The organism is Chryseobacterium sp. 1B4 (assembly GCF_036631475.1).
GTDB lineage: Bacteria > Bacteroidota > Bacteroidia > Flavobacteriales > Weeksellaceae > Chryseobacterium.
This window is the reverse complement of sequence record NZ_JAPNUF010000006.1, coordinates 177287-193930: the sequence shown is the minus strand read 5'-3', so window position 1 is coordinate 193930 and position 16644 is coordinate 177287. Positions and strand designations below refer to the sequence as shown.

Annotated in this window: 12 protein-coding genes and 5 pseudogenes; all 17 read left to right on the top strand. The window is 37.8% G+C overall.

Going from position 1 to position 16644, the window contains the following annotated elements; translation table 11 throughout:
- Window positions 1-45 precede the first annotated feature (45 nt).
- The 17 genes and pseudogenes from OWR28_RS06795 to OWR28_RS06715 all read left to right on the top strand — a co-directional run bounded on the left by OWR28_RS06795 (window position 46) and on the right by OWR28_RS06715 (window position 16624).
- Window positions 46-1331: pseudogene (locus OWR28_RS06795) on the top strand (adenylosuccinate synthase).
- 289 nt (window positions 1332-1620) lie between these two features.
- Complete coding sequence (locus tag OWR28_RS06790) at window positions 1621-2469, top strand: energy transducer TonB (RefSeq protein ID WP_332386003.1); 849 nt, start codon at window positions 1621-1623, stop codon at window positions 2467-2469.
- A 163-nt stretch (window positions 2470-2632) separates the two neighbouring features.
- Window positions 2633-3406 carry a ParA family protein gene (locus tag OWR28_RS06785; RefSeq protein ID WP_002981269.1) on the top strand — a complete coding sequence of 258 codons (774 nt, stop codon included), beginning with the start codon at window positions 2633-2635 and terminating at the stop codon, window positions 3404-3406.
- A 67-nt stretch (window positions 3407-3473) separates the two neighbouring features.
- Entirely contained in the window at window positions 3474-4364 is an 891-nt protein-coding gene (locus OWR28_RS06780; protein WP_002981266.1) for a ParB/RepB/Spo0J family partition protein, read from the top strand.
- Window positions 4364-5002, top strand: a complete 639-nt coding sequence (locus OWR28_RS06775; protein WP_332386002.1) for a DUF5683 domain-containing protein — start codon at window positions 4364-4366, stop codon at window positions 5000-5002. Before OWR28_RS06780 ends, OWR28_RS06775 begins: the two co-directional genes overlap by 1 nt.
- Window positions 5003-5062: 60 nt before the next feature.
- Entirely contained in the window at window positions 5063-5764 is a 702-nt protein-coding gene (dapB, locus tag OWR28_RS06770; protein ID WP_332386001.1) for a 4-hydroxy-tetrahydrodipicolinate reductase, read from the top strand.
- Between the two features lie 135 nt (window positions 5765-5899).
- Window positions 5900-7544 (top strand): annotated as a pseudogene (gene lepB / locus OWR28_RS06765) (signal peptidase I).
- A 59-nt stretch (window positions 7545-7603) separates the two neighbouring features.
- Entirely contained in the window at window positions 7604-8227 is a 624-nt protein-coding gene (locus OWR28_RS06760) for a WbqC family protein (RefSeq protein WP_332386000.1), read from the top strand.
- Window positions 8228-8314: 87 nt separating this feature from the next.
- Window positions 8315-9996 (top strand): annotated as a pseudogene (locus OWR28_RS06755) (S8 family serine peptidase).
- A gap of 124 nt (window positions 9997-10120) precedes the next feature.
- Window positions 10121-10612 (top strand): hypothetical protein, encoded by a 492-nt coding sequence (locus OWR28_RS06750; RefSeq protein WP_332385999.1) that lies wholly within the window; start codon window positions 10121-10123, stop codon window positions 10610-10612.
- A gap of 26 nt (window positions 10613-10638) precedes the next feature.
- On the top strand, window positions 10639-11328 hold the full coding sequence (locus OWR28_RS06745) for a YiaD family glycine zipper/OmpA-like lipoprotein (protein ID WP_332385998.1): 690 nt from the start codon (window positions 10639-10641) through the stop codon (window positions 11326-11328).
- A gap of 107 nt (window positions 11329-11435) precedes the next feature.
- Window positions 11436-12321: pseudogene (locus tag OWR28_RS06740) on the top strand (decaprenyl-phosphate phosphoribosyltransferase).
- Window positions 12318-13636 (top strand): annotated as a pseudogene (locus tag OWR28_RS06735) (FAD-binding oxidoreductase). Before OWR28_RS06740 ends, OWR28_RS06735 begins: the two co-directional pseudogenes overlap by 4 nt.
- The gene (locus tag OWR28_RS06730; RefSeq protein ID WP_332385997.1) at window positions 13636-14361 is read left to right on the top strand and encodes an SDR family NAD(P)-dependent oxidoreductase; all 726 of its coding nucleotides are present in this window, start codon (window positions 13636-13638) and stop codon (window positions 14359-14361) included. Before OWR28_RS06735 ends, OWR28_RS06730 begins: the two are co-directional and overlap by 1 nt.
- 2 nt (window positions 14362-14363) lie before the next feature.
- Entirely contained in the window at window positions 14364-14951 is a 588-nt protein-coding gene (locus tag OWR28_RS06725) for an HAD family hydrolase (RefSeq protein ID WP_002981245.1), read from the top strand.
- Window positions 14952-14975: 24 nt separating this feature from the next.
- Window positions 14976-15446: a hypothetical protein gene (locus tag OWR28_RS06720; RefSeq protein ID WP_332385996.1), complete on the top strand. Its 471-nt coding sequence runs from the start codon at window positions 14976-14978 to the stop codon at window positions 15444-15446.
- Window positions 15447-15448: 2 nt separating this feature from the next.
- Window positions 15449-16624, top strand: coding sequence for a cysteine desulfurase family protein (locus OWR28_RS06715; RefSeq protein WP_332385995.1), 1176 nt, complete (start codon window positions 15449-15451; stop codon window positions 16622-16624).
- Window positions 16625-16644 lie beyond the last annotated feature (20 nt).

The following is a 16644-nucleotide window of genomic DNA, read 5'->3' as shown; positions in this document are numbered from 1 at the left end:
TTTTTTAAAAGTAATTTTGCACGAATCTAAAAACAAAAGTAAAATATGTCAACTTATGTAGTTGTAGGTCTTCAGTACGGAGATGAAGGCAAAGGAAAAATCACGGATGTTTTATCAGCAAAATCGGACTATGTAGTGCGTTTCCAGGGTGGAGACAATGCTGGTCACACGGTTTATGTAGGGGATGAAAAATTCGTTCTACACCTTCTTCCTTCAGGAGTTCTTCAATGCAAAGGGAAATGTATCATTGCGAACGGAGTAGTGGTAAACCCTAAATCTTTCATTAAAGAAGTAGGTCAGATCGAGAGCAAAGGCTTGAGAACAGATCATATCTTTATCAGCAGAAGAGCGCATGTGATTATGCCTTACCACATCCTTTTGGATACTTACCGTGAAGAGGAGCACGGGGAACTCAGATCGGAACTACCAAAAAAGGGATCGGGCCTTGTTATGAAGATAAAATTGCAAGAGTCGGGATCAGAATGGTAGATCTTTTAAATCCTGAGATTTTAAGAGATAAAATCGAGAAAAACTTAAAAGTTAAAAATTCTCTTTTTGAAAAATATTACGGGAAACCGGCTTTAGATGTTGAAGAAATCTACAATGAATATTTAGCCATCGGAAAGCAGCTTCAGGACAGAATCGTTGATACTGAATTAGAATTAAACGAAGCAATCAGAGACGGTAAAAACGTTTTATTCGAAGGAGCACAGGCGTTAATGCTTGATATCGACTTCGGAACTTATCCGTATGTAACTTCATCTTCTCCATCTACAGGTGGTGTTTGTTCAGGAGCAGGAGTTCCGCCAACGTCACTTCAGAACCTGATCGGTGTAGCAAAAGCATATTGTACAAGAGTTGGAAACGGTCCTTTCCCTTCAGAGTTAGATAACGAACTGGGTGAAAAAATCAGACAGATCGGTGGTGAATTCGGAGCAACGACAGGAAGACCAAGAAGAACAGGCTGGTTAGACCTTGTTTCTTTAAAGCATGCCTGTATGATTAACGGTATTAATAACCTTGTGATCACTAAGCTTGACGTTCTTACAGGAATTGAGAACCTGAAAGTAGTAACCCATTACAAAACTGAAGACGGAAAAATCATCGATTATTTCACTTCGTCAACAGAAAAACTATACAACTACGAACCAATCTATCAGGATTTACCAGGCTGGAGCGAAGATATTACCAAAGCTAGAAGCTATGATGAACTTCCTGACACAGCTCAGAAATACATCGAGTTTATTGAAAAATACTTAGGAATCAATGTTTATTTAGTTTCTGTAGGTCCTGAAAGAAGTCAGAACATCATCAGAAAAGAATTATTCTAGTATTCTTAGAAATAAAAATAACAGAGAGACTATCATTGGATGGTCTCTTTTTTTGTTTTTATAAGAGGTCATTAAGTTCGTTCCCCGCTTACTTTAGAAGAAAATAACTCCTATTTCTTGCATAAACTTTCTATTTGTAAATGTTAAAATTTAAACATTATCATAAAATTTTCTAATATTATGTTGTTTTGATAAAATTTTGGCAGATGTTTTGATATTGAAACAGTACTTATCGATAAGAACAATAAAACTAATAATCAAATTTTTAACAGTTTAAATAGTAGTAGTGATGAAACAACATAACCAAAACCAGGAATTTCGGTTTAACGAAGTCCTGTTCGAGCACCGCAATAAAGACTATGGTGCCTATGTATTAAGAAACGAATCAGATAGAATATTAACCAAAGCACTTTTTATAGGAGCAAGTTTAATGGCTGCAGTATCTATTACGCCGTTTGTAATTTCTGCATTGAAGCCTGTAGAAACGACAACAGATGGAGGATATGTACTTCCTCCGCCAGTATTAATTCCTGATGATCCGGTTGCACCTCCGGTAAAAATTACTCCGGTAAAACCTGAAACAGTTCCCAATACAAAGACTTTTGACAGTACAGTGCCTACGCCATCAAGTACAGCTCAGGATAATGTGAAAAAAGATCCTGTTCCTGATGATGCGGTAGCTGGTTTTAAAGACAATTTTAAAGGAGATCCTGTGGCGCCGAATACACCTAATGTTCCAACAGTAACAATAGGAACAGGACCTGTAATCACGACACCTCCACCTGTAATTGCTGATCCGGTGGACAAAACTAAAATTGCTGAAGCAGGAGAATTGGGAGTAGAAGCCAGTTATCCTGGCGGAATAGACTCCTTCAGAAATAAAGTAATGAACAGCTTCGACGGTTCAGGATTTGAATCAGAAGATGTTGTAAAGACGACAGTTACCTTTATTGTAGAAATGGACGGAACCATCTCAGGGGTAAAAGCTAACGGAACCAACGCCGATTTTAACAATGAGGCAATGAGAACAATTAAAATGATTTCCAGTAAAGGAAAATGGATTCCCGCCAAAAACAAAAAAGGAGAATACGTAAGAAGTTATTTCAAATTTCCAATCTCCATGAAATTTGAAAATTAACATGTAAAAGTAAATTTCAAATAGTTATCCACAAAGAATTTTTTTGTGGATAATTTTTTTTACTGTTAAATTGCTTATTAACAATATTTTAACTCAATTTTGATTTTCCCCACTTACCGAGAGCAAAGAAAAAAGTGTATTTTTGAATCTTAAAGTTCTAATAATGGCAAAAATCATAGGTATTGCTAATCAAAAAGGAGGTGTTGGTAAAACTACCACCGCTGTAAATTTGGCAGCAGCGTTAGGAGTATTGGAAAAAAGAATATTAATTATTGATGCTGACCCTCAGGCGAATGCGACATCCGGCCTGGGTGTTGAGGATGTTCAGTACTCTACATATAATCTACTGGAGCATAGTGCAGATACCAGGGTTTGTATCAAAAGAACGGCAACTCCAAACCTGGATATTATTCCGTCACACATCGACCTTGTAGCTGCAGAAATTGAATTGGTTGACAAGGAAGACCGTGAGTATATGCTGAAAAAAGCATTAGCCAGTGTAAGAGATGATTATGATTATATTATCATCGACTGTGCGCCGAGTTTGGGTCTTATCACAGTAAACGCTCTTACGGCAGCAGATTCCGTAATTATTCCGATCCAATGTGAGTATTTTGCATTAGAAGGACTTGGAAAGCTTTTGAATACCGTTAAAAACGTTCAGAAGATCCATAATAAAGATCTTGGAATAGAAGGTCTTCTTTTAACCATGTATGACAGCAGATTGAGACTATCCAATCAGGTTGTTGAAGAAGTAAATCTGCATTTCCCTGAAATGGTTTTTGAAACTATTATCAGCAGAAACGTAAGATTGAGTGAAGCACCAAGTTTCGGGGAAAGTATCCTGAATTATGATGCGGAAAGTAAAGGAGCTGTTCAGTATATTCAGTTAGCTGAAGAAGTTCTTTTAAAAAATGAAAACTTAATAAAGAATTAAATTAATAATAAATGGCCAGAGTGAATGCCAGTCATCACTTCTCAAACATCATTTATCAATTATATCTATGAAGGACAAAAAAAGAGCTATGGGACGCGGCTTGGGCGCCATTTTAAGTGCAGAATCCAAAGCAACCATCAACTCCGCTACTGATGAAGGAGCAGATAAGTTTGTGGGGAATATTGTAGAAGTTGCGCTTGAAGATATCTATCCGAACCCAACGCAGCCGAGAACTTATTTTGATGAAAAAGCATTAAACGAACTTGCTCAGTCGATTAAAAACTTAGGCGTGATCCAGCCGATTACCCTGAGAAAAGATGGTGAGAAGTTTGAAATCATTTCCGGGGAAAGACGTTACAGGGCAACTAAAATTGCCGGTTTAACAACTATTCCTGCCTATATCCGTCTGGTAAATGATCAGGAGCTTCTTGAGATGGCTCTTGTTGAAAATATCCAGAGAGAAGATCTTGATGCCATCGAAATTGCTTTGACCTATCACAGGCTTTTGGAAGAGATCGGGCTTACTCAGGAAACACTGAGCCAGAGGGTAGGGAAGGACAGAAGTACCATTACCAACTCTATCAGGCTTTTAAGATTAAACCCGGATATTCAGAATGCTATCAGAAGCGGGGAGATTTCTGCAGGACACGGAAGGGCTATTATCAGTCTTGAAAGCGAAGAAGATCAGCAGGTTTTGTTTGATCTTATTATCAAAGAAAAATTAAACGTTCGTCAGGCTGAGCAGGCAGCTGCAGCACTGAAGAATCCAAAGTCTCCGGCCGCTAAAAAAGCAAAAGTGGAACTTTCCAATAATTATAAAAAAGCCCAGAAGACCATTGCTGACATCCTGGATGTAAAAGTGGAAATCAAAGCTTCTGGAAATGGTAAAAAAGGTAAAATTGTTCTGGACTTCAAAAATGAAGAAGAGCTGGAATATATTTTATCCCATATTAAATAATGAAGAAAATATTTTTCACATTTTTCTTGTGTATTGCTGCACTGGCCTATTCACAAGTAAAACCTATCGATACCGTTCGGATGGAAACTCCCCCGAAAGAAGAACCCCGTGTGGTAAAACCAGGCAAAACAGAAGCAAAGATCATTGAAGATCTTGAGAAAGCCAATGGACCCACTGCAAAAACCATAAAGCTGAATCCTACCAGGGCAGGATTGTATTCTGCTGTTCTGCCGGGATTGGGACAGTTTTATAATAAAAAGTATTGGAAAATTCCGATTGTCTGGGGAGCTGTAGGAGCCGGAGTCGGTATTGCTGTGTGGAATGATAACCAGTACAAAAAATACCGTGAATATTATGTGGCAAAACTGAACGGAACCCCTAATGAATTTGTAGACAGTCATCCGTGGTTAGACAAGAGAGCTTTAGGAAATGCACAGGACAGAGCCAAAAGACAAAGGGATTATGCCATTGCCATTACAGGGTTGATCTATATTCTGAATATTGTAGACGCTGTAGTAGATGCACACCTTTACGAAAGCCGTCATGATCCGGATTTGGTTTTTAAGCCATCGGTTATTCAGGATCAGTACGGTTATAGTGCTCCGAAAACAGGATTCAGTTTAAGTTATAGATTTTAAAATACAACATACCTGCAGGAAAATCATATTTTGAATGCGGGATTAAAAATAAAAGATTATATGAAAATAGCATTAGTCGGTTACGGTAAAATGGGTAAGATCATTGATGAGATCGCACAGAAGAGAGGTCATGAAGTAGTTGCCCGTCTGAAGGAAACCCCAACTGCTGAAAATCTTAATAATCCGGATGTCGTGATTGAGTTCTCATTGCCGGAAGTGGCTTTTGAAAACATCAAAACTTGTCTTGAAAACAAAATTCCTGTGATCTGCGGAACTACAGGATGGCTTGAGAAAAAAGCTGAAATTGAAAAATTAGCGGTGGATAACGATACCGCTTTCTTATACGGTTCCAATTTTAGTTTAGGAGTGAATTTATTTTTTGCTTTAAACGAAAAGCTGGCAGATCTGATGAAAAACGTAGATGAATACTCTTGTCAGCTGGAAGAAATTCACCACATCCATAAAAAAGATGCTCCAAGTGGAACCGCAATTTCCATTGCAGAAGGAATCATCCAGAACAATCCGAAATTTGAAGCGTGGAAGCTGGAAGAAACAGAAGGGAAACAGCTTGGTATTTTTGCAATACGTGAAGATGAGGTTCCGGGAACCCACAGTGTATATTACAGAAGTGAAGTTGATGAAATCGAGATCAAGCATACCGCTTTCAACAGAAACGGTTTTGCGTTGGGTGCTGTGGTAGCCGCCGAGTGGATTAAAGATAAAAAAGGAAACTTCGGAATGAAAGACGTTTTGGGACTTTAATTTGTAACAAATTCTGTAAATTGCAGACCAATAAGACAGAAAATGATGAATAGTGAATTGTAAACAGCGGACCGCTTTTATCATTTATTACTCATCATTTATCATTTATATCATAAGAATAGGCACAAAAAATTTATGAATTATTTTTTAACTTATACAGTATATGTCCTCATACTATCCGTATTGATGGGGATTTCATCTTGGAAACTGTTCAAAAAATGGGCTACAGCCCTTTATTGGCTTTTATCCCTTTCTACAACTACTTCATCATTCTGAAGGAAACAAAACACCCGAAATGGTGGGCAATTCTGTCTTATCTTCCGATAGTAGGGCCAATCATGATGTCTGTTTTCCATCTTTACTTAGTGAAAAAGTTTGGGAAAACGCTTTTCAAAGACCAGATTCTTACGGTGATCCTGCCGTTTATTTACATGGCAGTAATCAACTATTCTAAAGATGTAGAGTTAGAAGATGAAAATGCAGATGACCTGTTTCTTACAGACGAAGAGAAAAGTGATAAGAAAAAAGATACTTTTATAGGTTCTATTACCTTTGCGGTAGTTTTTGCTACCATCATCCACGTTTTTGTAACCCAGCCTTTCGGGATTCCCACAGGATCTATGGAAAGAACATTATTGGTAGGTGACTTCCTTTTTGTAAACAAATGGAGCTACGGATACAGACTTCCGATGCGCCCGGTAGCAATACCTTTCCTTCAGGGAACCATTATGGATACAGGGCAGAAAGGAAATCCGAAAGATGATCCTAAATCTTATGTAGATGCTGTAAAGCTTCCTTATACAAGAATTTTACAATTCAATAAGCCGCAGAAAAATGATGTGGTGGTTTTTAACTATCCTCAGGATTCCGTACATACAGCCATTGACAGAAAAGATCCTTATGTAAAAAGATGTGTGGCAACCGCAGGTGATACTTTCGAAATGAGAGCCGGAAGACTTTTCGTTAACGGAAAGCCGGAAACCGTTTTGGGTGACCAGGAAGTACAGCACAGATATATTGTAACTACAGATGCGCAATTGGATATCCCTACTTTATACAAAGCCTACGGATTCCTGCCGGTTCAGGAAGTACAGCAGAATAATGGAGGTTTCCTGTATGGATTCCAGGGCTTAACGGATAACATTGCTAAAGAAATTAAGGAACTTCCTCACGTTGTTGATATGAAGGAAGAAATTTCACCTAAAGGCGAAGCAGCAGTATATTACAGAGACGAAGCGAAAACCAAAATTGATACAACCCAATCTATCTTCCCGATTAACAAACCTTGGAATCAGGATTGGTACGGCCCGGTTAGAATTCCTAAAAAAGGAGATGTGGTTGCCATCAATCAGGAAACCCTTCCGATGTACCAATGGATCATCTCTGAGTATGAGCATAACAGTCTTGAAAAAAGAACGGAAAAATCTTCATTAACGGAAAGGAAGCCAATCAATATACCATTCAGCAGGATTATTATATGATGATCGGGGACAACAGAGATGCATCACTGGATGCCAGATTTTTTGGTTTCGTTCCTGAAGAAAATATCGTTGGAAAGCCAATGTTTACATGGATGAGCCTTCAGGGTGCATTTGCAGACAACAGTTCTACTTACCAGGCACCATTCAAAATCCGTTGGGAAAGAATGTTTAAAGCAACCAATACAGGAGAAGCCAATAAAACCTCTTACTGGTGGATTGCTGCAATGATTCTGATTCTGTTCTTCGGATGGGAATATTTCATGAAATTGTTCAGAAAGAAAAAAACTGAAGACGATTAATAGAAAAATTAAACTTAAAATAGAATGAAGTATTTGAAAAAATACTTCATTTTTGCATTATGAATATGACGAATGTATTATTGCCGGCATTTTATATGCCCCCAATCTCATGGTTCTCAGTGTTTTTGAATCCTGAGAATGAAATTGTATTTGAACAGTTTGAAAACTTCCCGAAGCAGACGTATAGAAACCGTGCGAATATCTATGGAGCGAACGGAAAATTGTCATTAATAATTCCTATCCACCATAATGGGAAAAGAGAATTTAAAGATATTGAAATCTCTTACCGCGAAGACTGGAGAACACTTCACTGGAAATCAATCAAAACAGCGTACCAGAGTTCTCCTTATTTTGAGTACTATGAAGATAAGTTCAGAAAAATATTTGATCTTAAAGAAAAGTTCCTTCTTGATTTTAACCTTAAAGGCATAGAAGTCATCCAACAGATACTGAAAACGGAAAAGGCACACTCTTTGAATGAAGAATATATCAAAAATCCTGAAAGCATCAATTTCAGGGAAAAGTTTTCGGCAAAACTTCCTTCAGCATTTCAGATGGAAGAATATTACCAGACGTTTTCCGATAAATTCGGATTTTTGGAAGACCTGTCGGTTCTTGACCTTATTTGCAATAAAGGCCCGGAATCACTGGTGTATATTAAAAATATAAAACAACAATATTAGGATACAATCGCTGTTGATAAATTTTCAGGCATAAAACAGATGATAACGGCGATTGGCATATCTTTTTAAAAAATTAAATATCAACATATGAAAAAGGTATTATTAGCTGCAGTTTTTTTAGCAGGTTTTAGTTTCTCTTTTGCACAGGAATCTAAAGCTAAAAGTATTGACCCAAATGAAGATAAAGATCTGATGACATGGTATCATAAAGATTTTGCAACTTCAAAAGTATACGGAGTAAATACGGCAAATGCTTATAAATACTTGGAATCTAAAGGGCTGAAGCCTAAAACCGTAGTGGTGGGCGTACTGGACAGCGGAGTGCAGGTAGATCACCCCGGATTGGTAAAGAACCTATGGTCCAACCCTAATGAAGTCCCTGGAAACGGTAAAGATGACGACGGAAACGGATATATTGATGATGTACACGGATGGAACTTCATAGGAGGTAAAAATGGTGATATTGATATCGATAATATGGAAGTAACAAGGGTTGTTGCCAAATATAAGCCCATTTTCGAAGGAGATGATTCTGCAAAGAATAAAGCCAACCAGGCTAAGATGAAGGATGAGTTTGATATGTACATGAAGGCTAAAGACATGTTTAATAAGAAAAGTGTCGAGGCTCAGCAGAATTTCAGAACTTATTCTATGCTGAACGAATTGATTCCTAATATGGTAAAGTTACTGGGAGGTAAACCTGTAACTGCTGAAACCCTTGCTGCCATCAAGGCGCCGACAGATCAGAAAGATGCCATTGCATTGGATTTCCTAGGTCAGATTTCGCAAAGCCCGGAATTCAAAGGAAAATCAGCTGCAGAGTTTGAAAAAAGATGAAGGAGGAGATGAAGGATGCTATCGATCACTTTGCCCCTGCAGCAAAACAATATGACCTTTCATATGATCCGAGAAAAGAAATTGTAGGGGATAACTATGACGACTATTCTGAAAAAATCTATGGTAACAACCATTACGAAGGACCGGATGCAGAACACGGAACTCACGTAGCAGGAATTATTGCAGGACTTCCGCAGGGAAAAGAAGTCCAGTACGGAATAGCCTCAAAAGTGGCCAAAATTATGTCTGTAAGAACCGTACCTAACGGAGACGAAAGGGATAAAGACGTTGCCAATGCTATCAGATATGCAGTGGATAATGGTGCGAAAGTCTTAAACATGAGCTTTGGTAAACCTGTTTCTCCAGGTAAAAACGTCGTTTGGGATGCTTTCAAATATGCTGAAGATAAAGGCGTTCTTTTAGTGAAAGCAGCAGGTAATGAAAATGAAGATGTTGCAGAGCATCTGGCGTATCCTACCAATTTTAAAAACGTTACTGATGAAAAACCATTCGTGAGCAATGTTCTTGTCGTAGGAGCAAGCACCAATAAAAATAATGCACTGAGAGCAGATTTCTCTAATTATAATAAAAAAATGGTGAATGTTTTCGCTCCCGGAGAAGAAATCTATTCTACAGTTCCTAAGAACGAATACAAATACCTTCAGGGAACCTCTATGGCTTCCCCTGTAGTAGCCGGAGCAGCAGCTGTTTTATTGGCTTATATGCCGGAATTGAAGCCTTATCAGATTATTGAGGCACTTGTGAAAAGCAGCAATCCGAGTACGGCAAACGGATTTGCGGACCAATCTCAGGCAGGTGGGGTTATCGATCTGAAAAAAGCAGCGGAATATGCTTATACTAACTTCTACAACGGTAAGACATCAGGCATTACCAGGCCTTCGAAATCCGTAAAAAAGGCTGTTAAAAAATAATTTATCTTCCTGTGTTTAAGGAGAAACCATAAAGAGTCCGAATTTTTTCGGACTTTTTATTTTTTATTTTAAAATTTGGCACGGTTTTTTGTAACTTTATAGTAACAAAATAATAAACAACAAAATGAAAAAGTTACTACTTGCAGGGATGTTGGGAACATCACTTTTTGCAGTTTCGTGTTCCTCTGTTAATAAAGCAGCTACATCTCAAAATCAAAGAGCAGATTTCCTGAAAATGAAAGGAGACTGGCAGATTGTGAGCATAGATTACGATAAAGGTTATAAAATTAAGCCTTTTGACGAAGGTGCAGACGCACAGTGCTTCGTAGGAAGTCACTGGAGATTGATTCCTAATAACTGGACAGGAGCTTATACTTTAAACGGTGGTGGAAGTTGCCCGGCAATTACACAGCCTATCAAATTTGAAGTAAAAGACGGTAACACGTTTATGTTTAAAAAAATTGCTTCAGGTACAAAAGCAAAACAAAATACGGTAGGTTACAGCCTTACCTTGATCAATCAGTCAACAGATCAGTTTTCTCTTGAGCAGGATGTTCCATTTGAAGGAGGTAATGTAAAAGTAGTTTACAACTTCCAGAGAACAGGAATGAAATAATTTATCAACATAAAAGATCAGAAAAAATGAAATTTACAAAAACATACGTAGGAGCCCTTTTCTTGTCATCAGCATTATTATTGACGAGCTGTGAAGCGGTTCAGAATTCAAATCACCAGCAACGGGGTACAGCAGTAGGTGTTGCTTCAGGAGCAGTACTGGGAGGTATCCTTGGTAATAATGTAGGTAAAGGAGGAAACGGGGCTATCGGAGCTGTATTGGGAGGTATTATCGGTGGTGTTGCAGGTAACGTTATCGGTAACAAAATGGATAAGCAGGCAAGAGATATTAAAGAAACTTTACCGGGTGCTCAGGTAGAAAGAGTAGGAGATGGTATTAAAGTAACAATGAATGAAAGTATCGTTAACTTTGCTTTCGACTCTTCAAACCTTACTTCTGTTGCACAGACCAACCTTGATAAATTAGCTGAAGTACTTGCCAATAACCCGGATACGAACATCAATATCTATGGTCACACAGACAGCAAAGGTTCGGATGATTACAATCTTAAACTTTCTCAAAGAAGAGCAGATGCTGTAAAAGCATATTTAACAGGAAAAGGAATTGCATCAGGCAGAATGTTTACAAAAGGTGAAGGTGAAGCCATGCCTGTAGCGAGCAATGATACTGAAGAAGGAAGAGCTAAAAACAGAAGAGTAGAGTTTGCCATTACAGCCAATGAAAAAATGATTAATGATGCCAAACAAGGGCAATAGTTAATTTAATATATAAATATTTTCGTAAAAGACCGCCCCGGCGGTTTTTTTTGTATTTTTATGCTAGCAATTTTGAATTTATTATTTTTGTATTTGAAATAACATAAATGAAGAAATATTTAAAGCTGCTCCGTGTGGAGCAATGGGTGAAAAACCTTTTTGTATTTGTCCCTCTGTTTTTTTCAGGTAATATTACCAACATAGACCTGCTTGTTAAGAGCATTTTCGCATTTTTAATATTTTCCCTTGCGGCAAGTGTTGTGTATATCCTGAATGATTATAATGATATCGAAGCAGACAAAAAGCACCCCGAAAAAGGAGAAGACCGCTGGCTAGCGGAGCTATTTCAAAATCAAAAGCTATAGGCATTCTTACAGGTCTTATCATCGCAGATATCGGCCTTGTATTTTTTACTCAACTTTATTTCCATGAAATACTTTGGAAATTTGCAATTATCATAGGATTTTATGTGGTAATGAATCTTGCCTATACATTCAGGCTTAAGCATGTACCTATCATTGATATTTTTATTATTGCTATAGGATTTGTATTACGAGTGCTGGCGGGTGGTTATATTACCGGAATCAGCATTTCGCAATGGGCAATTCTTTTGACGTTTGTATTGGCGTTGGTGCTGGCAATCGGGAAAAGAAGAGGAGAGCTTATCAATGCTCAGGTTTCAGGAAAAACGAGAAAAGCATTGGATGGTTATAATGTTCAGTTTGCAGATATTGCCTTGTCTATTTCCATTACACTGGCTATCGTATGCTACCTGATGTTTACCCTGTCTCCTGAAGTACAGGAAAGATTTCATGAAAGAGTTTTTACACGGTGATTTTCGTAGTGTTCGCATTGTTAAGATACCTTCAGCAGACGCTTGTTTACAACAGAACGGAATCCCCTACAAAAATTGTCTACAGAGACCGTTATATACAGGTTACTTTATTGCTTTGGGTAGTTGCATTTTTAATTCAAATTTATTTTAAGAAATGAAGCCTAATTTCACACAGAAAGTTACCAACTGGGGAAATTTCCCGGTAGTAGAGAAAGAAATGAGATCTGAGGACAGTTTCAAAAAATAAAAGAATTTGTACTCAGCCACAACGAGATTATTGCAAGAGGAAACGGAAGATGTTATGGAGATGCTTCTTTGGGAGAATCCATATTTTCAACGAAAAAATTAAATAAATTCATAAGCTTTGACCGTTTAAACGGAGTAATAGAGTGTGAATCCGGAGTACTGCTTTCAGATGTGCTGGAAATAGCTGTTCCGCAAGGATATTTTCTTTATGTTACGCCCGGAACAAAATTTGTATCAGTAGGAGGTGCTATTGCTTCTGATGTTCACGGGAAAAATCATCACGCGGAAGGATGCTTTTCAGAATATGTCATTGAATTTAAACTCATGACCGAGAATGGCGAAATTATTACCTGTTCCCGGGAAGAAAATTCAGACAGGTTCTGGGCAACCATTGGCGGAATGGGACTTACTGGAATTATTCTTACGGCAAAATTTAAACTTAAAAATATAGAATCTGCTTATATCCGTCAGGAAAGCATAAAGGCAGACAACCTGGAAGAGATATTTAAGCTGTTTGACGAAAGTGAAAACTGGACCTATACCGTTGCATGGATTGACTGTCTTCAGAAAGGAAAAAATATCGGCAGAAGTATTCTGATGAGAGGAGAGCATGCCTTCCAGCACGAGCTTCCGCAGAACTTTTCAAAAACTCCTTTGAGGCTGAAGAAGAAATTCTCTCCTACAGTTCCGTTTTATTTTCCGGGATTTGTACTGAATGCGCTTACTGTAAAAATATTCAACTGGCTGTATTATAAAAAGCAATCTAAAAAAGAAGTAAAAAACTTTATTGATTACGAGACGTTTTTCTATCCTCTGGATGCAATCAATGACTGGAATAAAATCTATGGAAAATCCGGTTTTATCCAGTATCAGATGGTAATCCCTAAAGAAACAGGAAAAGAGGGAATGAAAAGGATCCTTGAAACCATTGCTAAAAGCGGAAACGGATCTTTCTTAGCTGTTTTAAAACTTTTTGGGAAAAATAATCCTCAGGCATACAACTCATTTCCTGTAGAAGGGTATACCTTAGCGCTGGATTTTAAAGTCAATTCAAAGCTGAAAAAGCTTGTAGATCAGCTGGATGCTATTGTTCAGGAATTCGGAGGAAGGATTTACCTTACCAAAGACAGCATGAGCAGATCATCGCTAACCAGTTACCTTAAAAATATTCAAAATCCTAAGTTTGTGTCGTTACAGCACAAAAGAATCATAAATAATAACTCATAATGATAGTTCTGGGAAGTACATCCGAAGTGGCACAGGCTTTTGTGGAAAAAGCACTTCAGGAAGGAGAAAAGTTTGAAAAAATTTATCTTTTTACCTCAAATAAAGAAACTACAGAGCGTTTTGCAAGACATATCGATGTAAAGTTTCTTCAGCAGGCGGAAGTCATTGATCTGGATCTGACGAAAGAAATTGATTACAACAGATTTGATCATATCAATTCAAATGTATTATTTTGTGCCGTAGGATATTTAGGGGAAGGAACAGAAGAAGGATTGTATGATAACAGAAATACAGAACGCATCATTGATATCAATTATTCAAAACTGGTTCCTGTAATGAATTATTTTGCCCATAAATTTGAAAGCAGAAGATCGGGAACAATCATTGGTCTTTCATCAGTAGCAGGTGACAGGGGAAGGCAGAGCAATTTCATCTATGGAAGCGCAAAAGCTGCTTTTACTGCCTATCTGAGTGGTTTGAGGAATTACCTTTTTGATAAAAAAGTTCATGTGCTTACAATAAAGCCCGGGTTTATGGCAACCAAGATGACAGAAGGACTGCCTTTGAATCCTAAATTAACGGCAACACCCAGACAGGCAGCTGCCTGTATTTATAAAGCCTTCAAAAAGCAGAAAAATGTGGCATATGTTTTGCCGGTTTGGAGTATTATTATGATGATTATCAGGAATATCCCTGAGTTTATATTCAAAAAATTAAAGCTTTAAAAATGAAAAAATTGTATTGTTTTGATTTTGACGGAACCCTGACGTATAAAGATACTATGTTTATGTATCTTAAATTCTACGATTCTACGAAATACCGTATACAATTTTTGAGACATGTACCTCTCTTTATCCTGCTGAAGCTGAAACTGGCTGAAACTGAAAAAGTGAAGAAAAGTTTTATCGGTTCTATTTTAAAAGGACAAAGCCAGGAAAAGATCGAACAGAAATCTAAGCAGTTTTTTGAACAGCATTATCCTAAAATTGTGAGGGAGAATGCATTAGACTTTATAAAAAATATCGATAGGAATAATACACAGAGTTTATTGGTAACCGCTTCATTGGATATCTGGGTAAAACCTTTTGCTGAAGAACTTAAAATGGAGCTGGTTTCTACGCGTGCAGAGTTTAAGAACGGAGTTTTCACAGGAAACTTTGTAGGGAAAAACTGTAACGGGAAGGAAAAACTGATAAGAATTAAAGAAGAAATCAACGATTCAAAGTACGATAAAATTATTGCATTTGGAGATACTTCCGGAGATCGGCCAATGTTAAAATGGGCAAATGAAGGACATTACCAATTTTTTCATTAATTTTGGGAGATAAAATTGTAAAAAATGAAAAGCCTGTCAATTGCATGTGCGGTAATCTTTATGAGCTGTGCTGCTACACCGTCTCAAAAGAGTGCTGATAGTCAGCATGACGCAGAACTTATTGTCTCCCAGTCACAGGGAGGTGCAGCGCAGGCAGGTTTTAGAATTATTAAGGAAGAAGCAGATTTTCGTAATACAATTAAAGGAAGTTTTGGCATTATAGGCCCGGAAGGAGATGGAGCTTACATCAAATACCCGCAATTTCCTAAAAATAAAAAAGTTGTTTTATACAATCTGGGAACCTTCAGATCAGGAAGCCATACCATTGATGAGATCAAAAGTGTATCTGTGAAAAATAAAATTTTATATGTGGAAGTTCCGGCCGGAGCGCCCTCTGGTGGAATGGAAATTCAGGTGATTTCCAACCCTTGGTTTATTTTCACTGTTCCTGCAGATTACCAGTTTACCTCCGTAGAATTAAAATATTCAAAATAATAATGGATAAAGTATATTTAGATAATGCCGCAACCACTCCGCTTGCAGAAGAAGTTATAGATGCAATGGTTGGCACTATGAAGATGAATTTCGGAAACCCGTCTTCAACGCACAGCTTTGGACAGGAAGCAAAAATCCTTATTGAAAATGTAAGAAGACAGGTTGCAGACTATCTTCATGTAACTCCCGCTGAAATCATTTTCACTTCCTGTGGAACCGAATCCAACAATATGATCATCAAATCCTCGGTAGAACATCTTGGAGTAGAAAGAATCATCAGCTCTCCTCTGGAACACAAATGTGTTTCTGAAAGTATTCTGGATATGAAAAGCAGAAAAGGAGTAGAAGTAAACTATATCCGCCCGAATGAAAAAGGAGATATTGATCTTGCTAAATTAGAAGAGCTTTTAAAAGCATCAGATAAAAAAACACTGGTAAGCTTAATGCATGCCAACAACGAAATCGGAAATATCATCAATCTTAAACAAGTTGCGCAGCTGTGCAAAGAGCATAATGCGCTTTTCCACTCGGATACTGTACAGACGATGGCTCATATGAACCTGGATTTCTCTGATATCCCTGTAGACTTTGCTTCCTGCAGTGCCCATAAGTTTCACGGGCCCAAAGGTGCCGGATTTGCATTTATCAGAAAGGCAACAGGGTTAAAAGGAATTATTACCGGAGGACCTCAGGAAAGAAGCCTTAGAGCAGGAACTGAAAATGTTTGCGGTATTGTAGGGCTGGGGAAAGCATTGGAGCTTTCTTTGAATCATATGGAGGAATATACCCGTCATATGCAGGATATCAAAGATTATGCAATTGAAAGACTTTCTGCAGAAATTGAAGGGATAAAGTTCAATGGAAGAAGTGCTGAAAAGGAAAACAGTCTTTATACGGTTTTAAGTGCATTACTGCCTTATAAAAATCCATTGATAGGACTTCAGCTGGATATGAAAGGAATTGCAATCTCTCAGGGAAGTGCATGCTCGTCAGGAGCATCAAAACCTTCAATGGTCATGATGATGGTGCTTTCTGAAGACGAAATGGATCACTGTACGCCATTGCGTATCTCTTTCAGCCATATGACGACCAGGTCGGATATTGATGCATTAGTAAATGCACTGAAAGAAATTTCAAAAGATTACACCATAGAAAAAACTAATGTTGAGCATAGATAGTCTTGTGCTTTAAAAATCGT